The sequence below is a fragment of the Pseudomonas sp. PS01297 genome, assembly GCF_029959305.1.
In the GTDB taxonomy this organism is placed as follows: domain Bacteria; phylum Pseudomonadota; class Gammaproteobacteria; order Pseudomonadales; family Pseudomonadaceae; genus Aquipseudomonas; species Aquipseudomonas helleri.
Window position 1 is genome coordinate 16,084 of record NZ_JASCPQ010000048.1, and the last position, 22,356, is coordinate 38,439.

Genomic DNA, 22,356 nt, shown 5'->3' on the forward strand with positions numbered 1-22,356 from the left:
TATATAGATATTCGATTCAGTTCTACTCTTGAATCACCTCACAAGAGGAACAGGAGGAGCCCATGAATTGCACAACAACTGCCAAAGCTGACTTTCGGCCACTGAGCCAATTGCAGCACCCACGTGAAATGATTCGCCAGTTCACCCCGAACTGGTTTGCCGCCACCATGGGCACAGGCGTCCTGGCCCTGGCGCTGGCGCAATTGCCGGTGCCGATCCCGGGGCTGCATGCCGTTGCCGAAGGCCTCTGGCTGTTCAACATCGGTTTGTTCATTCTGTTCAGCCTGCTCTACGGCGCACGCTGGGTGCTGTATTTCGATGAAGCGCGGAGGATCTTCGGCCACTCCACCGTGTCGATGTTTTTCGGCACCATCCCCATGGGGCTGGCGACCATCATCAACGGATTTCTGTTGTTTGGCGTTGCCCGCTGGGGCAGCGATATGGTCCAGGTGGCGCATGTGCTGTGGTGGCTGGATGTGGCCATGTCGCTGGCGTTCGGGGTGATGATCCCTTACATGATGTTCACCCGTCAGGATCACAGCATCGACCAGATGACCGCGGTCTGGCTGTTGCCGGTGGTGGCGGCTGAAGTGGCGGCGGCCAGTGGTGGCTTGCTCGCCCCGCATCTGGCTGACCCGGTGATGCAGTTCCATGTGCTGATCACCAGCTATGTGCTGTGGGCGTTTTCGGTGCCGGTCGCTTTCAGCATTTTGACCATCCTGATGTTGCGTATGGCGCTGCACAAGTTGCCGCACGAAAACATGGCCGCGTCGAGCTGGTTGGCGTTGGGGCCGATTGGTACCGGGGCACTGGGCATGTTGCTGTTGGGGGCTGATTCGCCCGCGATTTTTGCCGCCAATGGTTTTGCCCGCATCGGTGAAATCGCTGAAGGCTTGGGTTTGATCTCGGGTATCGCGCTGTGGGGCTTCGGGCTGTGGTGGATTCTGATGGCGCTGCTGATCACCCTGCGCTACTTCCGTGCCGGTATTCCGTTCAATCTGGGCTGGTGGGGCTTTACCTTCCCGCTGGGTGTTTACTCGCTGGCCACCTTGCGTCTGGGCCATGTGTTGCAGCTGGGTTTTTTCGATGTGGTGGGCTGTGTGCTGGTCGCGATGCTGGTGATGATGTGGTTCATTGTCGGTTCGCGCACCCTTAAAGGTGCCTGGCGCGGTGAGTTGTTTGTGTCGCCGTGCATCGCCGGACTTAAGAAGTAATCCATCTGCCCAGGCTCTGTGCGAAAACGCCGGAATTGACGTTTTTCGTTACAGAACCTGGGTAAGGTTGTGTCTTGAGTGTTAAAACCACACTCCAATGAGAAAGCCTCCGGCGCAACTTGAGTACATGGATGATGAGTCACCCTTCGCAGTTCAGTTTGCTCGGGAAGCGTCGCTTCCTGCCGTTCTTTGTCACCCAGTCCTTGGGTGCGCTCAATGACAACCTGTTCAAGCAGTCGCTGATTCTCGCCATCCTTTATAAGTTGAGCATCGACGGGGATCGCGGCATCTGGGTCAACCTGTGTGCGCTGCTCTTCATCATTCCATTCTTTTTGTTCTCGGCGCTGGCCGGGCAATTTGGCGAAAAATACCCCAAAGACCAACTGATTCGTCTGATCAAGCTGGGCGAAATAGCAATCATGGTTGTCGGCGCCATCGGTTTTGCGTTCGATCATTTGACCTTGATGCTGGTCGCGCTGTTTGCCATGGGCACCCACTCGGCGCTGTTCGGGCCGGTAAAGTACTCGATTTTGCCGCAGACCCTGCACGACGATGAGCTGGTGGGCGGCAACGGCCTGGTTGAAATGGGCACCTTTTTATCGATTCTGGCGGGCACCATCGGCGCCGGGATCATGCTCTCGTCGCAGCACTACACGGTGATCGTGTCAGGGGTGATTGTCTCGGTGGCCGTGCTCGGGTATCTGGCCAGTCGCGCCATACCGCGAGTTGCCGCCGACACTCCAGAGCTGCGCCTTAACTGGAATATCTTCAGTGAGACCTGGGCAACGCTGCGCCTGGGCTTGAATCAGACGCCTGCCGTGTCGCGTTCAGTGGTCGGCAACTCGTGGTTCTGGTTTGTCGGGGCGATTTATCTCACGCAAATTCCGGCCTACGCCAAAGAGTGGCTCTACGGCGATGAAACCGTGGTGACGCTGATTCTTACTGTGTTTTCGGTGGGCATTGCTGTGGGCTCGATGCTGTGCGAAAAGCTCTCGGGGCGTAAGGTCGAAATCGGCCTGGTACCGTTTGGCTCGTTTGGCTTGACTGTGTTTGGCCTGTTGCTGTGGTGGCATTCGGGGCACATGCCGCAAAACATCCAGGCCAACGACTGGCTCGGCGTGCTGGGCTTTAGCCAGGCCTGGTGGGTGTTGCTGGATATTTTGGGGCTGGGCGTGTTTGGCGGCTTCTATATAGTGCCGCTGTATGCGCTGATCCAGTCGCGCACCGCCGAAAACGAACGCGCCCGGGTCATCGCCGCCAACAACATTCTCAATGCGCTGTTTATGGTGGTGTCGGCCGTCGTCACCATCCTGCTGCTGAGCGTGGCCAAGCTGACGATTCCAGAGCTGTTTCTGGTGGTGTCGTTGCTGAACATCGCGGTGAACACCTACATCTTCAAAATCGTCCCTGAATTCACCATGCGTTTCATGATCTGGCTGCTCAGCCATTCCATGTACCGCGTCAAACACAAAAACCTGGAAGCCATCCCGGATGAAGGGGCGGCCTTGTTGGTGTGCAACCACGTGTCGTTCGTGGATGCGTTGTTGATTGGTGGCGCAGTGCGTCGTCCGATTCGCTTTGTGATGTATTACAAAATCTACAACTTGCCGGTGCTCAACTTTATCTTCCGGACTGCGGGTGCGATTCCGATTGCCGGGCGTGCAGAAGACGAGGCGACCTATGAGCGTGCATTCAGAAAGATTGCCCAGTATTTGAATGACGGTGAACTGGTGTGCATCTTCCCGGAAGGCAAGTTGACCAGTGATGGCCAGATCAGCGAATTCAAGGCGGGGGTTCGGGTGATTTTGGAGCAGACGCCAGTGCCGGTCATTCCGATGGCGTTGCAAGGCCTGTGGGGCAGTTTTTTCAGCCGTGACCCGAACAAGGGCTTTTTCCGCCGCTTGTGGTCGCGGGTCACCCTGGTGGCGGGCGCGCCGATACCGGCCAGCGAAGCCACACAAAAGCTGTTGCGTGAGCGGGTCAGTGAATTGCGCGGTGATGTCGCGTGAGGTGAAGGCTGGGTAGGGCGAGCGAGTCTCGCGATCTTTTGAGGGTTAGAAGATCGCGAGACACGTTCTAGCGTTTAGCTGCTGAGCTTAAGCCCTGCCAGGCCGGCAATGATCAGCGCAACGCTGGCCAGTCGGAACAGCGCCATGGATTCACCAAACAAGATGATCCCGGCGATGACCGTGCCGACCGCGCCCACGCCCGTCCAGATGGCATAAGCGGTGCCCAGTGGCAGTTCTTTCATGGCCAGCCCGAGCAGGCCAAGGCTGACCAGCATGGCTGCAACGGTCAGGGCGGTGGGGATTGGCCGGGTGAAGCCTTCGGTGTATTTGAGGCCGACGGCCCAGCCCACTTCAAACAGACCGGCAAAAAACAGAATAATCCAGGACATGGTTATCTCCATCAATTGATGGGGTCGTCCCCAGATTAATCACTCGATGAGTCGCAGGGTCGTCCCCGCAGTGCGCACTATATTGCACACGATTTTTCTGACGATCAACCCCGAGTTTTCAGTCAGCGGATGGCTGGTTGGCCTTCAAGCGATCGTCTTTTTCACTCATTCGGCGGAAATACGTCGACAGCAGCGCCCCTGAAATGTTGTGCCACACACTGAACAGCGCACTGGGCACGGCTGCCAGCGGCGAAAAGTGCGCGCTGGCCAATGCGGCGCCCAGGCCGGAGTTCTGCATGCCGACTTCCAGGGCGAGGGATTTGCGCTGGGCCAACGGCAGTTTGAACAGGCGGCCGGTAAAGTAGCCGAGCAAGTAGCCAAAGCTGTTATGCAGCATGACCACGGCCATGATCAACAGGCCCGACTCGGCGATTTTTGCCTGGCTGGCGGCCACCACGGCGGCAACGATAATCACAATGCTGACCACCGACACCAGCGGCAGCACGTCGACCGCGAAGTGCACACGGGCGCCGAGCAAGCGTTGCACCAGCACGCCCAGCACAATCGGCAGCAGCACCACTTGCAGGATTGACCAGAACAGCTCCATAAACGACACCGGCAACCAGGCCGATGCCAGCAACCAGATCAGCGCCGGGGTCAGTAATGGGGCGAGGAGGGTAGTCACGGCAGCAATCGCCACGGACAGGGCCAGGTCGCCCCGCGCCAGCCAGGTCATGACATTGGAAGACGTCCCGCTTGGGCAGCAACCCACCAGAATCACCCCGACGGCAATCTCGGGCGGCAGGTGGAAAATCTGGCAGAGCAACCACGCCACACCGGGCATGATCACGAAATGAGCAACCACGCCTAGCGCAACGCGCCACGGGTGGCGGGCGACTTCAGCGAAGTCATCGAGTTTAAGGGTCAGGCCCATGCCGAACATCACCACACCCAGAAGCGGCACGATGGCGCCTTTGAGGCCGATAAACCAGCCGGGCTGCAGAAACGCCAGCACGGCAAAAATCAGCACCCAGTAAGCAAAGGTATTACCGACAAAGCGGCTTAAAGCAGCAAGTGCGCGCATGGTGTTCCTTATTATGGTCAGGCTTTTGTGGGAGCGGGCTTGCTCGCGGTGCAAGCCACTCGGTCAATTTGATGTACGAGTCGATCCAATCGCGAGCAAGCCCGCTCCCACGGGCGTCAGGGTTAAATCCCTTGTGGGATTTCTTCGCCGCCCAGCGCTTCAAACAACTGTGGCAAGAACTCGCCAAAGGTCAGCATCATCAGGGTGAAGCTGGCGTCTTGTTGGCCAAGGTCGTCGTCACCGCCGTTCTGTTCGGCTTCGTCTTGCAGCAGGTCTTCAAACTTCAGGCGTTTAACCACCAGTTTGTCGTCCAGCACAAACGACAGCTTGTCTTGCCAGGCCAGCGACAGTTGGGTCACGACTTTGCCAGTGCTCAAGTGCAACTGGATTTCATCGCTGGTCAGGTCCTGACGCTTGCAGCGGATAATCCCGCCGTCTTCGTGGGTGTCGCGCAGCTCGCACTCGTCCAGCACAAAGAAGTTGTCGGCCGCTTTTTGGGTTTTGACCCATTCGGTCATGGTGGCGCTTGGCGCGACTTTTACGCCCAGCGGGCGAACCGGCAGCGAGCCGATCACTTCACGCAGGGTGGACAGCAAGTCTTCGGCGCGTTTAGGGCTGGAGGCGTTGACCAATATCAGGCCTTGTTTTGGCGCGATGGCGGCAAAGGTGGCCGAACGGCGAATAAAGGCACGCGGCAAGAAGGCCTGGATGATTTCATCCTTGAGCTGGTCACGCTCCTTCTTATAGACCTTGCGCATTTGCTCGGCTTCGATCTCTTCGACCTTCTCCTTTAATGCATCACGCACAACGCTGCCTGGCAGGATGCGTTCTTCTTTACGGGCGGCAATCAGCAGGAAGTCCTGGCTGGCGTGAACCAGCGGTGCGTCTTCGCCTTTGCCGAAAGGGGCGACGAAACCGTAGGTGGCTAATTCCTGGCTTGCACACGGGCGGGCCGGTTTGGTGGCCAGTGCCGTTTCCAGCACCTGCACATCAAAAGGCAGATCTTGGGTCAGGCGATAGATAAGCAGGTTTTTGAACCACATGGGGTGAATCACTCCTTTATACAAAGAGGGCATTATTCGCTTGATAGCCTTAATAGGCCAACCCTGCGCTAAGCCTTTGTCGTGCATAAGAAAATTATTTTAAAAAGTGCTTGCCAGACTATAGGTCGCTCCGTAGAATGCGCGCCACACCGAGAGTGAAAGGGTGATTAGCTCAGCTGGGAGAGCATCTGCCTTACAAGCAGAGGGTCGGCGGTTCGATCCCGTCATCACCCACCATTCGCTCACAGTGTTACGCGCAGCGGTAGTTCAGTCGGTTAGAATACCGGCCTGTCACGCCGGGGGTCGCGGGTTCGAGTCCCGTCCGCTGCGCCATTTTTTGTACCACAAGCCCCTTGAACGCTTGTGGTTGGGAAGGTCCGCTGAATGCAGGCTTTTCCTGAAGGCTTCGGTTCAGCAGCTGGCTGTTGAATCAAAGATGCAGGGCGTTGGAAACGGTAGCTTTTAAACGGTTTTGAAAAAAACTTGAATAAAAACAACCACTTACACAAAAAGTGTGAGAGAATGCGCCCCGCAATGAGAGTGAAGTGAAAGGGTGATTAGCTCAGCTGGGAGAGCATCTGCCTTACAAGCAGAGGGTCGGCGGTTCGATCCCGTCATCACCCACCATTCGCTTTCAGTGTTACGCGCAGCGGTAGTTCAGTCGGTTAGAATACCGGCCTGTCACGCCGGGGGTCGCGGGTTCGAGTCCCGTCCGCTGCGCCATATTAGGAACACAAGCCCCTTGAACGCTTGTGATCCACAGAAAGCCCGCCTAGTGCGGGCTTTTTTGTGTGCGTGTGTTTTGTATGTGGCTGTAGGAGCGAGCTTGCCTCGCGATCTTTTAAAACTCAAAAGATCGCGAGACAAGCTCGCTCCTACAGGTTTACTGCACAGGCGCTTTAGAAATCCCAGCGCGTGCTCACCATCACGTTGCGCGGATCACCGTAATACGACGAGTTGTAGAAGCCGATGTTGGTGTAATACGACTTGTCGAACACGTTGTTCAGGTTGACCGTGGCCGAGAGGTTTTTGCTGATCTGATAGCGCGCCATCAGGTCCACCAGCCAGTACGGGTCTTGGGAAAACTTCTCTACGGTGCCGCCCTTGTTCCAGTTGGTCAGCATTTGCCAGCCCGTGCCTTGCCAGCGTACGCCACCGCCCAGGGTGAGTTTGTCCCAATCGCCGGTCAGCTTGTAGCTGGTGTACAGGTTGATCTGGTCTTCGGGCTCCCAGGTAGACACCTTCTTGCCGCCTTTTTCGCGGCTGACCTTGTGCGTGTAGCCCGCTTGCAGTTGCCAGCCGGGCAGCAGTTCGCCCGAGATCTCTGCTTCATAACCTTTGGTCGTGGCCTTGATGCCCTTGTAGGCGTACTCGATGTCCGGGTTGGTCGGGTTCGCGTTGTACGCGGTGTCGTCTTCCGGGCGGTTGTCCTGGTGCACTTCGAAGTAGGCCAGGCTTGAATTCAGGCGTCCGTCGAAGAACTCGCCCTTCAAACCGATCTCGTAGTTGGTGCCTTCATCGGGCTCAAGCATTTTGTTGTCGCGGTTGCGGTAATACGACTGCGGCAAGAAGATTTCGGTGTAGCTGGCGTAGGCCGAGATGTTTTGATTGATGTCGTAAATCAACCCCGCATACGGCAACACCTTGCCCGTGTCCTTGGCCTGGCTGGTGCCGGTGAGGGTGTAGTCGGCCACGCGGGTGCCGAGCATCAAGGTCAGGTCATCGGTAAGGCTGAAACGGCCAGTGATGTAGGTGCCGGTCTGACGGGTGGTTTCGTCGTTTCGTGAGGTCACGTTGCCCCAGTCCGGCTCATACGCATCGCCTTTCCAGTTGTAGTAGTCGTACATGCTTTTAAACTGAATGGCGCTGGTGTAGTCGTTGCCGGTCCAGTGCGAGCGCGATACCGAGCCGCCAACCACCAGTTCATGCTCGCGGCCCAAGAACTCGAACGGGCCGGTGGCGTAAATATCGCCGCTGTCGCTGACGTATTCGCCGGTGTATTTGCGCGCCAGCAGCCGTGCTTCGCCGGTTTCTACGTTGGGGAACAGCAAGGCGCCCAGCGGGGCGTTATAGCCGTTGATCTGGTGGTTGTACTGGGCTTTGGCGACCCAGCCGTTATCAAAACTGTGTTCGAGGGTGGCGAACGCGGTGCGCGTGTATTGCTTCCAGCTGCTCCACTTGGCGCCGTTGTTGAACGAGCGCGGCGTGCTGATGCGCTCACCGGCGGAGTTGAATAATGAGGCGCTGCCCGACCAACTGGAGCCTTTTGGATTGTTGTCCTGATAATCGGCGCCGAGGGTGAGCAGGGTATCGGGGTCCAAGTCAATCTCAAGAATCCCGTAATAGACCTCGCTGTCGCGTTTGTAGTGGTCCATGAACGAGTGTTTGTCCTGGTAGGCCGCCACGGCCCGGCCCCGCACATTGCCGCTTTCGGTGAGTGGCCCGCTGACGTCGATTTCCGAGCGGTAGTTGTCCCACGAACCGGCGCCGACATCGATGTGGGCCTTGAACTCGCGGGTGGGTTTTTTACGCACCATGTTGATGGTACCGCCGGGGCCGCCAGCGCCAGTGAGCAAGCCCGTTGCGCCCTTGAGGATCTCTACCCGGTCGTAAATCGCGGTGTCGGTGAGGGTGTGCCCGGCGGAGTATTGCGGGTCTTGCAGGATCGGGATGCCATCGTATTGGAAGTTCTTGATCGCAAAGCCGCGCGAGTAATAGCTGGTGCGGTCGCTGTCGTAGGTGGCCACGGTGATGCCCGGGGTATGGCGCATCACGTCATCAATCGAGGTGAGGCCAAAATCGTCCATTGCCTGGCGTGTGACGACCGAAATCGACTGCGGGGTTTCGCGGGGTGTCAGCACCATGCGCGTGGCAGTGGCGATGCTGCCGGGGGTGTAGGAACCGGAGCCTTCAGTGATGGTGCCCAACTGGTTGGCGCTGACCTGGGTTGCGCCCAATTCCAGCGCACTACCTGCCGCAGGCAAGGCGTCAAGCATGTAACCGTTAGTGCTTTTGACCACGGTGTAGCCGCTGCCGTGCAGCAGTGTTTCAAAGCCGCTTTGTTCGTTGTAGACCCCATGCAGACCGGGTGTGGTCAGCCCTTCAAGGTTGTGCGATTGAAAAATGATCGCCACGCCCGCCTGTTGCGCGAAGCGATTCAAGGCGCTGCTCAGCGGTCCGGCAGGAATATCGTAAGTCTGCCCGGCCGTTTGCGCCTGGGCGATCGAGGTGCTCAACACGCCGGCCGCCGACGCTACAATCAAATGAATGGCCAGTGTCAGCGGCTTGCAGGCCTGAGGGCGAAAACGCCCGCGGTTAAGGGAGGAGGTCAGCATGGAGAGCGCAATCCTTTATGGGTCTGTATACCTTCCTTGACGGCTGACGCTGAAAAAGCGGAACGAATGCGAATTATTATTTTTTAGGCGGCGGCAACTGGCTGATCACAATCAGCCACGGGGTATAGGTTTTGATGCTCAACGGCAGGGTGTCGGCGATCAATTGCAGCGCCCGGTCGGTGTCATCCAGCGGCAGCACGGCCGTCACGCGCAAGTCGGCCAGAGCGTTGCGATCAAACTGCAGATGGCCGCGGCGATGGCGCGCTATCTCATCCAGCACCTGATCCAGCGGCTGGTTTTCGACCACCAACTGATGGCGGCGCCAGGCTTCATTGATGCTGGCGGGGTCTACCGTGCCAGACAGTTTTACCGCGTCGCGGCTGATCAACGCCTTTGAGCCGGCGCCCACTTCCAGGGTTTGTTGCTCGTTGGCACTTTGCGCCGCCACCCGCGACTGCAGCATGCTCAGCACAGTAGTGTCTGCCAGATGATTGACCACAAAACGGGTGCCCAGGGCGCGCATGGTGCCCTGCGCGGTCTGCACGATAAAGGGCCGTGAACGGTCATGCGCCACCTCGACCAGAATTTCGCCCTGGAGCAATTCGATCCGTCGCTCTGTGCTATTGAAGTGCACGTTGACGGCGCTGGCACCGCTGAGGGTGAGGGTGGAGTCGTCCGCCAGGTGCAGCGTCTTCCAGTCGTTGGGCCCGGTGCTGATATCGGCCAGCCAGCGTTCGGGGTACTGGCTTTTTAACGTCAGGGTCACGGGCAAGGCCAAGCATGCAGCAATCAGCACAACACGCAGTATGTGCTTGCGCGGGGCCGTGGGTTTACGCCCGGTAAAGGCTGCATTCAGCGCGGCCTTTGCCGGGGTCGCCTGTTCGCGCAGCGATTGCAGGCGGCTGATGGCGTCTTGCATGCGCTGGGCGGCGGCGGCATGTTGCGGGCTCTGCTGTTTCCAGCACTCGAACTCAAGACGCGCCGCGTCGCTGAAGCCTTCTTCGTGCAGGCGCAGCATCCACTCGGCCGCTTGCTCATCAATGATCTGGCGGGGCGCTGGCATCAGGTGTCCAGGCTGTGGCTGCAGTGCAGCAAGGCTTGAATCAGGTATTTGCGCACAGTGCGGTCGGATAACCCCAGCTGGCGGGCGATCTCGCTTTGGGTCAGGCCGTCGAGGTAATACAGGACAAACGCCTGGCGGACGTTGTCGTGCAGACCTTCGAGCATAAAGGCGATGTGTTCAAGGGCTTCAAGGGTGCTGAGGATGTGTTCGGGAGACTGAAAGCCTTCCAGTGCCTCGGCGGTCAGGGCCAGCTCTTGCAGGTAAGCGTTTTCGATGTGTTTGCGGCGCACTTGATCGATGATCAGCCGACGGGCGGTGGTGCTCAGAAACGCTCGCGGCTCGCGCAGGGAGGCCACCGACTCACGGGCATTGAGAATTCGGGCGAAGGTGTCCTGAGCCAGATCGGCAGCATTGTGCGCACAGCCGAGTTTTCGGCGCAGCCAGCCAAACAGCCAGCCGTGATGTTCGCAGTACAGGTTTGAAATCGCGGCCTGGAACGGAGGTTCACCCGAAGACATAGAATATTACTCAAACGTTATTGAGAATTATTGCTAATTCTGAACGTAAGTTCGGGGTAAACGCAAGTGGGCGAAAAAGTGCAACTCAATCACTGTAGCCGCTGACGAGGTACGAGGCTGCGATGCGGGCCGCAGGACCGCCGTTTGGGGCGCTTCGCGACCCATCGCAGCCTCATTCTTCGGTAGCGACTACAGGTGGGGTGTTTAGTGCTTGGCGATCAGGTTGCCGGCGTGCAGACCGCATTCCTTTTGCGTCGCTTCTTCCCACCACCAGCGGCCTTCGCGTTCGTGCTGGTTTGGCAGGACCGGGCGGGTGCAAGGCTCGCAGCCAATGCTGATGTAGCCGCGCTCATGCAGGCTGTTGTACGGCAGCTCAAGCATGCGGATGTAACCCCAGACTTCCTCGCTGGTCATTTGCGCCAGCGGGTTGAATTTGTACAGCGGGCGCTCTGGCGTCGAGAATGCACCGTCGATTTCCAGTGCCGCGACCTGGCTGCGGGTGCCAGGGCTTTGGTCACGGCGCTGGCCGGTCGCCCAGGCTTTGACAGTCGACAGTTTGCGGCGCAGGGGTTCGATTTTGCGCACGCCGCAGCACTCGCCGTGGCCGTCTTTGTAAAAGCTGAACAAGCCTTTTTCTTTGACGAACGGTTCCAGCTTGGTCTGGTCCGGCGAGATCAGTTCGATCTGGATCTTGTAGTGATCGCGCACTTGTTCAATAAAGCGATAGGTCTCGGGGTGCAGGCGCCCGGTGTCGAGGCTGAACACTTTGACGTTCTTGTTGAGCTTCCAGGCCATGTCCACCAGCACCACGTCTTCGGCGCCGCTGAACGAGATCCAGAGTTCGTCGCCAAAATGTTCAAAGGCGAGTTTGAGAATGTCCTGCGGGGACTTGCTGGCGTATGTCGCGGCTGTTTGCGCAACGTCGAACGGATGGCTCATCAGGCGGTTTCCTACGGTGAATGGCGCTGGGCGCTCTCTAGTGGGGCGGATGGTAGCAAAAACCGCGCGCTACAGGGTTTGCAGCGTGTCGAGCAGCACCTTCACCTTGGTGATCGATTCTTGATATTCATCGTGCCAGTCAGAGTCGGCAACGATCCCGCCGCCGCCCCAGCAATTCACCCGGCCGTCTTTGACCAGCAGGCTGCGAATGGCGATTGAACTGTCCATTTCCCCGCGCACATCCAGGTACAGCAGCGAGCCGCAGTAAATACTGCGCCGCGTGGGTTCCAGCTCATCAATGATCTGCATGGCACGGATTTTAGGCGCGCCGGTAATTGAGCCGCCGGGGAAGCTGTCACCGATCAGGTCCAGCGCGTCTTTGCCCGGCGCCAATTCACCGACAACGCTGCTCACCAGATGGTGAACGTTGGGGTAGCTTTCGAGGGCGATCAATTGCGGCACGCTCACCGAGCCGGTGCGGCAGGTGCGGCCCAGGTCATTGCGCAACAAGTCGACGATCATCAGGTTTTCCGCCCGGTCCTTGGTGCTGGCCAGCAGCTCGGCGGCGTTGGCGGCATCTTCTGCCGGATTTTGACCCCGAGGGCGCGTGCCTTTGATCGGCCGGGTTTCGACCTGATTCTGGCTGACATGCACAAAGCGCTCGGGCGACAGGCTGAGGATGGCAGTGTCTTCGGGCAGGCTGACAAAGCCAGAAAACGGCGTCGGGCATGCTTCACGCAAGGCGCAATAGGCGGCCCACGGGTCGCCCTCGCAGGGGGCGCTGAAACGCTGGGTGTAATTGACCTGATAGCAGTCGCCTGCCTGAATGTAGTGCTGGATTTTTTGCAGGGCGTGTTGGTAAAACTCAGCGCTGATGTCGGGCTGCATGGGGTGTTTGAGCGAGAACGTGCCAGGCTCGCTCTGCGCGGGCTGAGCGAACAGCTCAATCAAGCGCTCGCGCTCGGCCACCGACAGGCTGGGGTGAAACACCAGTTGGCTGATCGCCGCCTGGTGGTCGCTGACCAGCGCCCAGGCATACAGCCCGAGCCGCGCATCGGGTAAATGCAGGTCGTTGAGCGACTGGGCGGGCAAGTGTTCAAGCTGGCGGCCGAAGTCATAGCTCAGGTAGCCGATGAGCCCGCCGACAAAAGGCAGCTCATAGGGCGCTGGCAGTTCAGCGTCGCCCAGTTGTTTTAGCGCATCACGCAGACGTTGCAGAAACCCGCGCCCTGATTCATCCACCCGCACGCTCAACTCATCGACTGGCCAGGCGCTCAGCAGGTCATAGCGCCCGCGCTCTGCGACGGGGCGGCCGCTGTCCAGCAAGACAGCGCCAGGGGCATGGCGAATCGCCGCAAAATAAACGGCAGGGTTGGGGTGGTAGGGCAGGGGGTGTACAGAACAGGTCAACATGCGACGCCAATCAGCCAACGGAGCGGGGTGCTGATTGTAGTCTCGTGTAGGACGTCAAGGCTATGTGGCCGTTGTAGGAGCGAGCTTGTCTCGCGATCTTTTGATCTTGATCTGGCTTTTGATCTTGATTTTCAAAGTAACGCGGCGTAAGGCCGGAACCCTAAGTGGCCGTTGCCGCAGCAATGGATATGTACATAAAAGCCAAAGCCCCCTCACCCTAGCCCTCTCCCGAAGGAGAGGGAACCGATTGGGGGATGCTGAAGATACTCGCTGTCCTGTTTGCTGCGCGACAGCGCGGCGTCGAAGACGGGGCGGCCCCTCCTACAGGTTATTCGCTCTGATGGATATGCCCGAACAGCTCTTGGGTAAAGCGCACGCGCTCTTCGGGTGTCTCTTGAATGCCTTTTTCTGCCAGTTCGGCGAGGTGGGCTTCCACGGCGTGGGTGCGCAGGGTCAGGCCGCAGTTGTTGGCGATCTGGATGTTCAGGCCCGGGCGGGCATTGAGTTCCAGAATCAACGGGCCTTTGTCTTGGTCCAGCACCATGTCGACGCCGATATAGCCCAGGCCGCACAGCTCATAGCAACCGGCGGCCAGCTTCATAAAGCCGTCCCAGTTGGGCAGTTGCACACCGTCCACCGCATTGGTGGTATCCGGGTGTTTGCTGATGATGCTGTTCAGCCACGTGCCGCGCAGGGTCAGGCCGGTTGCCAGGTCGACACCCACACCGATGGCGCCCTGGTGCAGGTTGGCCTTGCCGCCCGATTGGCGGGTCGGCAAGCGCAGCATGGCCATTACCGGGTAGCCCATCAGCACAATGATGCGAATGTCCGGCACGCCTTCATAGCTGATGCTTTTGAAGATCTGGTCAGGCGTGACGCGGTACTCGATCAGTGCCCGGTCACGGTGCCCGCCCAGCGAATACAGGCCGGTGAGGATGCTGGAAATCTGATGTTCGATTTCTTCGTGGCTGATGATCTTGCCTGACACGGTACGAAAGCGGTCTTCGAAGCGGTCAGCAATCACCAAAATGCCATCGCCGCCCGCGCCTTGTGCGGGCTTGATCACGAAGTCCGAGCGGCCACCGATGATGTCATCGAGTTTCTCGATTTCTTTCTCGGTGGAGATCACCCCGTACAACTCCGGCACATCAATGCCGGCGGCAATGGCGCGCTCTTTGGTGATGATCTTGTCATCCACAATCGGGTACAGGCTGCGTTTGTTGTACTTGAGTACGTAGTCCGCATTGCGCCGATTGATGCCCATGATGCCCTTGGCTTCCAGGGCCTTCCAGGTCTTCCAGAAGCCAAACATCAGGAGTCAGCCTTCAAGAACGCTTTGAAACGCACCAGTTCGGTCAGGCGGTAGCCGCGATAGCGACCCATGGCCAGCATGAAGGCCACCAGAATCAGCAGCACGGCCGGGAAGGTGAACACGAAGTACACCAGCTCAGGCACGCTCATCACCAGGTAGGCCAAGGTGGCGGCGAACAGGGTGCCGATGGCGACTTTCATCGCATGGCCGCCGCCACGCTCTTCCCAGGTGATCGACAGGCGCTCGATGGTCATGGTCAAAATCACCATCGGGAACAGTGCCACCGACAGCCCGCGTTCAAGGCCCAGTTTGTGGCTGAACAGGCTGATGGCGGCGATCAGGATCACCACGAACGTCAGCACCACCGACAACCTGGGGAGCATTTGCAACTTCAGATGTTCCAGATAGGAGCGCAGCATTAACCCGAGCGCCGTTATCACCGTAAACAGGATGATGCCGAACTCCAGTTGGGTTTCGCGGAACGCCAGGGCGATCAGTACCGGGGTAAAGGTGCCGAGGGTTTGCAGGCCGATCAGGTTGCGCAACACCAGAATCACCAGTACGCCAATCGGGATCATCACCATGATCATGAAGGTCTGCTGGGTTTGCAGCGGCAAGCCGTACAGCGAGTACTCGAGGAAGTTGGCGTCGGTGTTCTCGTCGGTCAGTTTGGCCAGGCGAATGGCGTTCATTTCGCTGTTGTTGAGGCTGAACGTCACGTTGGCTTTTTTGCCGCCATCCATCGTCACCAGCGGCTCGTCGCCGATCCACCAGAGCAGGCGGTCAGACGGCAGGCCTTGCTCGCCAGTTTCCGGGTTGAAGTACAGCCAGTCGTTGCCGTTGAAGCTGCGCAGCCACAGCTCCGGGTTTTGCGGTTGATCGGCGACCAGGCGGATGGTGTGCACGCGCTCCATCGGGACGTGGGCAATCGACAGCAGCAACTCAATGATCTGGGCTTTGTGCGGGGTCGACGGGTCGCCCGCCAGCAGCAATTTGACGTTGTCATCATTGAGGTTGTTCACCCGCTTGATGGTTTCGCTGATAAAGGTTTCGACGTCGGCAGAGTGCTGGCGAATCGGCGCGAGCAGGGCTTCGGCGGCGATTTTTTCCGGGCCGTCGACGGCGATGCTGTCGCGGAACACCGGGCCTTTGACCTTGGTTTTGTCGCCCGAATAACGCTTGGTCAGGACCAGGCGGTAGTAAAGGGTTTGCTTGCCGCTGACCCGGCGTGCCGACCAGGTGACCTTGCGGTTGCCGTCGACGCGGTTGACGCTGACCCCGTAGTTGTTCGAGATAAAGCTCTCATTGAGGCTGACGTAATCGCGGTTAAGCGGCGGGACGAACATCTGGATCTTGACCGGATCTTTGGCGTTGGCCACGAACTCGACTTTGGCGTCGATGTTCCACAGGTCGTCGGTCGCGTCTTCGGTCACAGGGATGCCGATGACGAAAATCTGGTAGGCGGTAATTGAAATGCCCAACACCAACAGAATGGTGATCAAGATTTTCAGGTGAAGGGTAAGAGCGCGCATTTCAATTACTCTGCGATTTGAGCGTTAGCGACGCAGGCAGGTTTGCCAGCAGCGTATTTAAGACTGGGGTCGACCAGCGCATCAAAGCGTTTTAGCGCTTCGGAGCCAATCAACAGCGGGTATTGGAACGCACTTCGGTCGGTCAAGTTCACTTCGATGGTGCGTAAAGCCTTGCCCATACAAATTTCCAGGCTGATGACCGGGCGCGAGGTGTAGTTCTTGTCGGCCTGCGGGTCGTAGTCACCCGAGCGGCGTTTGATCTTGCTCACGCGGGCCAGCGGGCGTTCGATGGGGTGGCTGTGGGCATCGTCGATGGCCAGGTAAAAGCGCACCCAGCTTTCACCATCACGTTTAAAACGTTTGATGTCGCGGGCGCTCAGCGAGGCGGTTTTGGCGCCGGTGTCGAGTTTGGCTGCAACCAGCAGGTCAATCCCTGCCAGTTCGGCGTATTCATTCAGGCCGTACACGGTTTTTTCGCCGCCAAGGCTCAGGCCCGGCAGCGACAGCAGACATAGAAAGGTGAAGAGGGTGATGAATTTCATAAATTGAGGCGTGATCTCTTGCAATCTTCAGTTCAAGGCGACTGGCAACGATGCAAGTTTCCTCGTGCGGCTGCCCGATGGATGGGGGCAGGACGGATGCGGCGGGCATTCTAACATGATGGTTTTATGGCGCCAGCGTTCGCGCCGTCTGCGCGGGCGGTAAGTGATGTCGATTACACCAAGGTCTTATTCGGCGATTGTCGACAATCTGCATTTATCCTTTGACTGATAGCGCTTAAATGGCTAGTTTTGGCGCTATTGATTTCGAAGGTGTCGACAATATGCAGCAAGCACTGGAGCCGTCCCTGGTTGCCCAGGATGACTCGGAAACCTTGTCCGAGAACGTCTTTCGACGCATTCAGGCGGCCATTGTCAAAGGCGAAATCGCCCCGGGCAGCAAGATCTCCGAGCCTGAACTGGCGCGCACCTACGGCATCAGCCGTGGCCCCTTGCGTGAGGCGATTCATCGGCTAGAAGGCCAGCGTTTACTGGTGCGCGTCCCGCATGTCGGCGCCCGCGTGGTCTCATTGAGCCATGCCGAGCTGATCGAACTCTACGAAATCCGCGAGTCCCTTGAAGGCATGGCCTGCCGTTTGGCAGCCGAGCGCATGAGCGATGAAGATATCGCCGAGTTGCGCCAGGTGCTCGAAACCCATGAGCGCGATGAGGCGTTTCAGGCGGGTGTCGGGTACTACCAGCAAGAAGGCGACTTTGATTTTCATTACAAGATTATTCAAGGCAGCGGCAATCGCACGCTGACCCAGATGCTCTGCGGTGAGTTGTATCAACTGGTGCGCATGTACCGCATCCAGTTTTCCGCCACCCCCAACCGCCCGCACCAGGCGTTTGCCGAGCACCACCGGATTCTCGATGCCATTGCCGATCGCGACGGCGAACTGGCCGAGTTGTTGATGCGCCGCCACATCGGCGCTTCCAAACGCAATATCGCGCGTCACTACCAAGACAGCGCCCAGCAGACAGCCACTCCACGAGGTGAGTCATGAGCAATAAAAACAGTCCAGGCCAGCGTTTCCGTGATGCAGTCGCCAGCGAACACCCGTTGCAAGTCGTCGGTGCGATCAACGCCAACCACGCACTGCTGGCCAAGCGTGCCGGTTTCAAGGCGATTTATCTGTCGGGTGGCGGTGTCGCCGCGGGTTCGCTGGGCGTGCCGGACCTGGGCATTACCGGCCTGGACGACGTGCTGACGGACGTGCGCCGTATCACTGACGTGTGTGACCTGCCGCTGCTGGTGGACGTGGACACGGGCTTTGGCTCGTCGTTCTTCAACGTTTCGCGCACGGTCAAGTCGATGATCAAGTTTGGCGCTGCGGCCATTCATATCGAAGATCAGGTCGGCGCCAAGCGTTGCGGTCATCGCCCGAACAAAGAGATCGTTTCGCAGCAAGAAATGATCGACCGTATTAAAGCCGCGGTGGATGCGCGTACCGATGACAGCTTCGTGATCATGGCGCGCACCGATGCGCTGGCGGTCGAGGGCCTGGAGTCGGCGCTTGAGCGTGCGGCGGCATGTGTTGAAGCCGGTGCCGACATGGTCTTCCCGGAAGCCATCACCGAGCTTGAGATGTACAAACTGTTTGCCGACCGGGTCAAGGCGCCGATTCTGGCCAACATCACCGAGTTCGGCGCGACGCCGCTGTACACCACCGAGCAATTGGCTAGCGTTGATGTCTCGCTGGTGCTGTACCCGCTGTCGGCGTTCCGGGCGATGAACAAGGCAGCAGAGAACGTCTACGGCGCCATCCGCCGCGACGGTACCCAGCAAAACGTGATCGACACCATGCAAACCCGCATGGAACTGTACGACGCCATCAACTACCACGAATTTGAGCAGAAGCTCGACGCGCTGTTTGCAGCGAAGAAATAACACGTGTGGGAGCGGGCTTGCTCGCGATGGGTTCTGCGCAATGATTCAGGCAAACCGTGTTGCCTGAATCGCGAGCAAGCCCGCTCCCACAGAGGTATGTACAAAGACTTGCCGAATCCCTAACAAATTCAAGATTGGAGAGCGCAATGGCCGAAGCAAAAGTATTGAGCGGTGCCGGATTACGTGGCCAGGTGGCCGGGCAAACAGCCCTGTCGACGGTCGGTCAGGAAGGCGCCGGCCTCACTTATCGGGGTTATGACGTGCGTGAACTGGCAGCCGATGCCCAGTTCGAAGAAGTGGCTTACCTGCTGCTGTACGGCGAACTGCCGACTAAACCCCAGATGGCTGACTACACCGCCAAGCTGAAAACCCTGCGCGACTTGCCGCAAGCGCTGAAAGAAGTGCTGGAACGCATCCCCGCAGACGCCCACCCGATGGACGTGATGCGCACCGGTTGCTCGTTTCTGGGCAATTTGGAGCCGGAGAAAGACTTCTCCGAGCAGTTGGACAAGACCAACCGCCTGCTGGCCGCCTTCCCGGCGATCATGTGCTACTGGTACCGCTTCAGCCACGACGCCAAGCGCATCGAGTGCGTGAGCGATGAAGCGTCGATTGGCGGTCACTTCCTGCACCTGCTGCACGGCAAAAAGCCGAGCGAGTTGCACGTCAAAGTGATGAACGTGTCGCTGATCCTCTATGCCGAACACGAGTTCAATGCCTCAACCTTCACCGCCCGTGTCTGTGCATCGACGCTGTCCGATCTGTATTCGTGCATCACTGCGGCCATCGGCTCGCTGCGCGGCCCGCTGCACGGCGGTGCTAACGAAGCGGCCATGGAAATGATCGAGCGCTTTGCCTCGGCTGAAGACGCCGTCGAGGGCACCCTCGGCATGCTGGCGCGCAAAGACAAGATCATGGGCTTTGGTCACGCGATCTACAAAGACAGCGACCCGCGTAACGAGGTGATCAAGGGCTGGTCGAAAAAGCTGGCTGAAGAAGTGGGCGACACCGTGCTGTTCCCGGTGTCCGAAGCCATCGACAAAACCATGTGGGAGCAAAAGAAACTGTTCCCCAACGCCGACTTCTACCATGCCTCGGCGTACCACTTCATGGGCATCCCGACCAAGCTGTTTACCCCGATCTTTGTCTGCTCGCGCCTGACCGGCTGGGCGGCACACGTGTTCGAACAGCGCGCCAACAACCGCATCATCCGTCCAAGCGCCGAGTACATCGGCGTTGAACAGCGCAAGTTCGTGCCAATCGAGCGTCGCTGAATGAGGGAGTTGATGGCAGCTGTTGACTAAAAGTGGGAGCGGGCTTGCTCGCGATTCGGCTACCTCGGTCTTTCGCAAGACCGTGTCGATGCTTTCGCGGGCAAGCCCGCTCCCACATGAGCGCTACGCCGTCACTCTTTTTTGTCATTACCGTGATCGAGTCCCGCACCATGAATACTGAATTTCGTAAAACGCTGCCGGGCACCCGGCTGGATTACTTCGACACCCGTGCGGCGGTCGATGCGATCACCCCCGGTGCCTACGACACACTGCCTTATACCGCGCGCGTGCTGGCCGAAAACCTGGTGCGGCGTTGCGATCCGGCCACGTTAAATGCCTCCCTGAGCCAATTGATTGAGCGCAAGCGCGACCTCGATTTTCCCTGGTTCCCGGCGCGTGTGGTGTGCCATGACATCCTTGGCCAAACCGCTCTGGTTGACCTCGCAGGCCTGCGTGATGCAATCGCCCAACAAGGCGGCGACCCGGCGCAAGTCAACCCGGTGGTGCCGACCCAACTGATTGTCGACCACTCGCTGGCCGTAGAATGTGGCGGTTACGACCCCGAGGCGTTTGAAAAGAACCGCGCCATCGAAGACCGCCGCAACGAAGACCGTTTCCACTTTATCGAGTGGACCAAAAAAGCCTTTAAAAACGTCGACGTGATCCCGCCGGGCAACGGCATCATGCACCAGATCAACCTGGAGAAAATGTCTCCGGTGATTCAGGTGCGTGACGGCGTAGCCTTCCCCGACACTTGCGTCGGCACCGACAGCCACACCCCGCACGTCGACTCGTTGGGCGTAATCGCCATCGGCGTCGGCGGCCTCGAAGCCGAAAGCGTGATGCTCGGTCGAGCCTCGTGGATGCGCCTGCCAGAAATCGTCGGCGTTGAGCTGACCGGCAAGCTGCAACCGGGCATCACCGCCACCGACATGGTGCTGGCGCTGACCGAGTTCCTGCGCAAGCAAAAAGTGGTCGGCGCCTGGCTGGAGTTCTATGGCGAAGGCGCTGCGGCGCTGACCTTGGGCGACCGCGCGACTATTTCCAACATGGCCCCGGAATACGGCGCCACGGCGGCGATGTTCTACATCGACCAACAAACCATCGATTACCTCAAACTGACTGGCCGCGAAGACCAGCAAGTGCAGTTGGTGGAGCACTACGCCAAGGTCAACGGCCTGTGGGCCGACAGCCTCAAGGGTGCGCAGTACGAGCGCAACCTAAGCTTTGACTTGTCGTCGGTGGTGCGCAACATGGCCGGCCCAAGCAACCCGCATGCGCGGGTAGCGACCAGCGATCTGGCGAGCAAAGGCATCGCCGGGCAGTGGGATGAAGTGCCGGGGCAAATGCCCGATGGCGCAGTGATCATCGCTGCGATCACCAGTTGCACCAACACCAGCAACCCGCGCAACGTGATTGCCGCCGGGTTGCTGGCTCGCAACGCCAATAAACTGGGGCTGACCCGCAAACCGTGGGTCAAGTCGTCGCTGGCGCCGGGCTCGAAAACCGTGGCGCTGTACCTGGATGAAGCGGGCCTGACTGACGAGCTGGAGCAACTGGGCTTTGGCGTTGTGGCGTTTGCCTGCACCACCTGCAACGGCATGTCCGGGGCGCTGGACCCGGTGATTCAGCAAGAAATCATCGACCGTGATCTCTATGCCACAGCCGTGCTGTCGGGGAACCGCAACTTTGACGGGCGCATTCACCCGTACGCCAAGCAGGCGTTCCTGGCCTCGCCGCCGCTGGTAGTGGCTTATGCGATTGCCGGGACCATTCGTTTTGACATCGAAAAAGACGTGTTGGGTCTGGACGCCCAGGGCAACGAAATCCGCCTGAAAGACATCTGGCCGACTGACGAAGAAATCGACGCCGTGGTCAAGGCCTCGGTGAAACCGGAGCAGTTCCGCCAGGTGTACATTCCGATGTTCGCCATTCACGAAGACACCGGCCCGAAAGTCGAGCCGCTGTACGACTGGCGCCCGCAAAGCACCTATATCCGCCGCCCGCCGTACTGGGAAGGGGCGCTGGCCGGTGCGCGGCCGCTCAAGGGCATGCGCCCGTTGGCCGTGCTGCCGGACAACATCACCACCGACCACTTGTCGCCGTCCAACGCCATCATGCTCGACAGCGCCGCCGGTGAATATCTGGCGAAAATGGGCTTGCCGGAAGTCGACTTCAACTCCTATGCCACCCACCGTGGCGACCACCTGACCGCCCAGCGTGCGACCTTTGCCAACCCGAAACTGTTCAACGAAATGGTCATCGAGGACGGCAAGGTCAAGCAGGGTTCGTTAACCCGCCTTGAGCCGGAAGGCCAGGTGATGCGTATGTGGGAAGCGATTGAAACGTACATGGAGCGCAAGCAGCCGCTGATCATTATTGCCGGTGCCGACTATGGTCAGGGTTCGTCCCGCGACTGGGCCGCCAAGGGCGTACGCCTGGCGGGTGTGGAGGCGATTGCCGCCGAAGGGTTTGAGCGCATTCACCGCACCAACCTGGTGGGCATGGGCGTGTTGCCGCTGGAGTTTATGCCGGGCACCAACCGCAAAACCTTGCACATCGACGGCAGTGAGACCTACGACGTGATCGGCGAACGCACCCCGCGTGCCACGCTGACGCTGGTGATTACCCGTAAAAATGGCGAGCGTGTAGAGGTGCCGGTGACTTGCCGCCTGGACACGGCTGAAGAAGTGTCGATCTACGAAGCGGGCGGCGTGTTGCAGCGCTTTGCCCAGGACTTCCTGGAGTCGGCAACCGCTTAACCACACATCCCGTAGGAGCGAGCTCGCCTCGCGATCTTT

At 58.9% G+C, this 22,356-nt stretch carries 17 protein-coding genes and 4 tRNA genes; 10 read left to right on the plus strand and 11 right to left on the minus strand.

Annotated elements, in window-relative coordinates; translation table 11 throughout:
* Positions 1-62 precede the first annotated feature (62 nt).
* Both QMX84_RS15410 and QMX84_RS15415 read left to right on the plus strand, forming a co-directional pair.
* Positions 63-1,214 carry a TDT family transporter gene (locus tag QMX84_RS15410; RefSeq protein ID WP_282364190.1) on the plus strand — a complete coding sequence of 384 codons (1,152 nt, stop codon included), beginning with the start codon at positions 63-65 and terminating at the stop codon, positions 1,212-1,214.
* Between the two features lie 134 nt (positions 1,215-1,348).
* Entirely contained in the window at positions 1,349-3,223 is a 1,875-nt protein-coding gene (locus QMX84_RS15415) for an MFS transporter (RefSeq protein ID WP_282364198.1), read from the plus strand.
* A gap of 74 nt (positions 3,224-3,297) precedes the next feature.
* Here the strand turns inward: QMX84_RS15415 and sugE are convergent, their stop codons facing one another.
* The 3 genes from sugE to rdgC form a co-directional block, all read right to left on the minus strand.
* Positions 3,298-3,612: a quaternary ammonium compound efflux SMR transporter SugE gene (gene sugE, locus QMX84_RS15420; RefSeq protein WP_048369794.1), complete on the minus strand. Its 315-nt coding sequence runs from the start codon at positions 3,610-3,612 to the stop codon at positions 3,298-3,300.
* A 118-nt stretch (positions 3,613-3,730) separates the two neighbouring features.
* Entirely contained in the window at positions 3,731-4,696 is a 966-nt protein-coding gene (locus QMX84_RS15425) for a bile acid:sodium symporter family protein (RefSeq protein WP_153373459.1), read from the minus strand.
* 122 nt (positions 4,697-4,818) lie between these two features.
* Positions 4,819-5,739, minus strand: a complete 921-nt coding sequence (gene rdgC / locus QMX84_RS15430) for a recombination-associated protein RdgC (RefSeq protein ID WP_262124317.1) — start codon at positions 5,737-5,739, stop codon at positions 4,819-4,821.
* A 161-nt stretch (positions 5,740-5,900) separates the two neighbouring features.
* On the opposite strand from rdgC, the gene QMX84_RS15435 reads away from it, so the two are divergent.
* The 4 genes from QMX84_RS15435 to QMX84_RS15450 all read left to right on the plus strand — a co-directional run bounded on the left by QMX84_RS15435 (position 5,901) and on the right by QMX84_RS15450 (position 6,462).
* A tRNA-Val gene (locus QMX84_RS15435) sits at positions 5,901-5,976 on the plus strand.
* A 19-nt stretch (positions 5,977-5,995) separates the two neighbouring features.
* Positions 5,996-6,072, plus strand: a tRNA-Asp gene (locus QMX84_RS15440).
* A gap of 218 nt (positions 6,073-6,290) precedes the next feature.
* Positions 6,291-6,366: transfer RNA gene (locus QMX84_RS15445), tRNA-Val, on the plus strand.
* A 19-nt stretch (positions 6,367-6,385) separates the two neighbouring features.
* A tRNA-Asp gene (locus QMX84_RS15450) sits at positions 6,386-6,462 on the plus strand.
* 176 nt (positions 6,463-6,638) lie between these two features.
* Here the strand turns inward: QMX84_RS15450 and QMX84_RS15455 are convergent.
* From QMX84_RS15455 to QMX84_RS15490, 8 genes are all read right to left on the minus strand, one after another.
* A complete protein-coding gene (locus QMX84_RS15455; RefSeq protein ID WP_282364191.1) occupies positions 6,639-9,074 on the minus strand; it encodes a TonB-dependent siderophore receptor in 2,436 nt (811 codons plus the stop codon).
* 76 nt (positions 9,075-9,150) lie between these two features.
* A complete protein-coding gene (locus tag QMX84_RS15460) occupies positions 9,151-10,137 on the minus strand; it encodes a FecR family protein (protein WP_282364192.1) in 987 nt (328 codons plus the stop codon).
* Entirely contained in the window at positions 10,137-10,655 is a 519-nt protein-coding gene (locus tag QMX84_RS15465) for a sigma-70 family RNA polymerase sigma factor (protein WP_282364193.1), read from the minus strand. The genes QMX84_RS15460 and QMX84_RS15465 overlap by 1 nt, the downstream gene beginning before the upstream one ends.
* A 204-nt stretch (positions 10,656-10,859) precedes the next feature.
* Positions 10,860-11,594: a phosphoadenylyl-sulfate reductase gene (locus QMX84_RS15470; RefSeq protein WP_048369806.1), complete on the minus strand. Its 735-nt coding sequence runs from the start codon at positions 11,592-11,594 to the stop codon at positions 10,860-10,862.
* 69 nt (positions 11,595-11,663) lie between these two features.
* On the minus strand, positions 11,664-13,007 hold the full coding sequence (gene pabB / locus QMX84_RS15475) for an aminodeoxychorismate synthase component I (protein ID WP_262124314.1): 1,344 nt from the start codon (positions 13,005-13,007) through the stop codon (positions 11,664-11,666).
* A gap of 328 nt (positions 13,008-13,335) precedes the next feature.
* Positions 13,336-14,319: an alpha-L-glutamate ligase-like protein gene (locus QMX84_RS15480; RefSeq protein WP_153333378.1), complete on the minus strand. Its 984-nt coding sequence runs from the start codon at positions 14,317-14,319 to the stop codon at positions 13,336-13,338.
* Positions 14,319-15,851: an inactive transglutaminase family protein gene (locus tag QMX84_RS15485; protein WP_282364194.1), complete on the minus strand. Its 1,533-nt coding sequence runs from the start codon at positions 15,849-15,851 to the stop codon at positions 14,319-14,321. Before QMX84_RS15485 ends, QMX84_RS15480 begins: the two co-directional genes overlap by 1 nt.
* A 5-nt stretch (positions 15,852-15,856) precedes the next feature.
* Positions 15,857-16,393: an ATP-dependent zinc protease gene (locus QMX84_RS15490; RefSeq protein WP_048369813.1), complete on the minus strand. Its 537-nt coding sequence runs from the start codon at positions 16,391-16,393 to the stop codon at positions 15,857-15,859.
* A 281-nt stretch (positions 16,394-16,674) separates the two neighbouring features.
* Between QMX84_RS15490 and QMX84_RS15495 the strand changes: the two genes are divergently transcribed.
* The 4 genes from QMX84_RS15495 (at position 16,675) to acnD (ending at position 22,317) form a co-directional block, all read left to right on the plus strand.
* Positions 16,675-17,397: a GntR family transcriptional regulator gene (locus QMX84_RS15495; RefSeq protein ID WP_123751888.1), complete on the plus strand. Its 723-nt coding sequence runs from the start codon at positions 16,675-16,677 to the stop codon at positions 17,395-17,397.
* Positions 17,394-18,281, plus strand: a complete 888-nt coding sequence (prpB, locus tag QMX84_RS15500) for a methylisocitrate lyase (RefSeq protein ID WP_048369817.1) — start codon at positions 17,394-17,396, stop codon at positions 18,279-18,281. The genes QMX84_RS15495 and prpB overlap by 4 nt, the downstream gene beginning before the upstream one ends.
* A gap of 146 nt (positions 18,282-18,427) precedes the next feature.
* A complete protein-coding gene (prpC, locus tag QMX84_RS15505; protein ID WP_282364195.1) occupies positions 18,428-19,555 on the plus strand; it encodes a 2-methylcitrate synthase in 1,128 nt (375 codons plus the stop codon).
* 170 nt (positions 19,556-19,725) lie between these two features.
* On the plus strand, positions 19,726-22,317 hold the full coding sequence (acnD, locus tag QMX84_RS15510) for a Fe/S-dependent 2-methylisocitrate dehydratase AcnD (protein WP_262124313.1): 2,592 nt from the start codon (positions 19,726-19,728) through the stop codon (positions 22,315-22,317).
* Positions 22,318-22,356: the final 39 nt, after the last annotated feature.

Bases quoted from the DNA above. Each gene is read 5' to 3' on its own strand.
- QMX84_RS15410 (WP_282364190.1), top strand. From the start codon at position 63: ATGAATTGCACAACAACTGCCAAAGCTGACTTTCGGCCACTGAGCCAA.
- QMX84_RS15415 (WP_282364198.1), top strand. From the start codon at position 1,349: ATGAGTCACCCTTCGCAGTTCAGTTTGCTCGGGAAGCGTCGCTTCCTG.
- sugE (WP_048369794.1), bottom strand. From the start codon at position 3,612: ATGTCCTGGATTATTCTGTTTTTTGCCGGTCTGTTTGAAGTGGGCTGG.
- QMX84_RS15425 (WP_153373459.1), bottom strand. From the start codon at position 4,696: ATGCGCGCACTTGCTGCTTTAAGCCGCTTTGTCGGTAATACCTTTGCT.
- rdgC (WP_262124317.1), bottom strand. From the start codon at position 5,739: ATGTGGTTCAAAAACCTGCTTATCTATCGCCTGACCCAAGATCTGCCT.
- QMX84_RS15455 (WP_282364191.1), bottom strand. From the start codon at position 9,074: ATGCTGACCTCCTCCCTTAACCGCGGGCGTTTTCGCCCTCAGGCCTGC.
- QMX84_RS15460 (WP_282364192.1), bottom strand. From the start codon at position 10,137: ATGCCAGCGCCCCGCCAGATCATTGATGAGCAAGCGGCCGAGTGGATG.
- QMX84_RS15465 (WP_282364193.1), bottom strand. From the start codon at position 10,655: ATGTCTTCGGGTGAACCTCCGTTCCAGGCCGCGATTTCAAACCTGTAC.
- QMX84_RS15470 (WP_048369806.1), bottom strand. From the start codon at position 11,594: ATGAGCCATCCGTTCGACGTTGCGCAAACAGCCGCGACATACGCCAGC.
- pabB (WP_262124314.1), bottom strand. From the start codon at position 13,007: ATGTTGACCTGTTCTGTACACCCCCTGCCCTACCACCCCAACCCTGCC.
- QMX84_RS15480 (WP_153333378.1), bottom strand. From the start codon at position 14,319: ATGTTTGGCTTCTGGAAGACCTGGAAGGCCCTGGAAGCCAAGGGCATC.
- QMX84_RS15485 (WP_282364194.1), bottom strand. From the start codon at position 15,851: ATGCGCGCTCTTACCCTTCACCTGAAAATCTTGATCACCATTCTGTTG.
- QMX84_RS15490 (WP_048369813.1), bottom strand. From the start codon at position 16,393: ATGAAATTCATCACCCTCTTCACCTTTCTATGTCTGCTGTCGCTGCCG.
- QMX84_RS15495 (WP_123751888.1), top strand. From the start codon at position 16,675: ATGCAGCAAGCACTGGAGCCGTCCCTGGTTGCCCAGGATGACTCGGAA.
- prpB (WP_048369817.1), top strand. From the start codon at position 17,394: ATGAGCAATAAAAACAGTCCAGGCCAGCGTTTCCGTGATGCAGTCGCC.
- prpC (WP_282364195.1), top strand. From the start codon at position 18,428: ATGGCCGAAGCAAAAGTATTGAGCGGTGCCGGATTACGTGGCCAGGTG.
- acnD (WP_262124313.1), top strand. From the start codon at position 19,726: ATGAATACTGAATTTCGTAAAACGCTGCCGGGCACCCGGCTGGATTAC.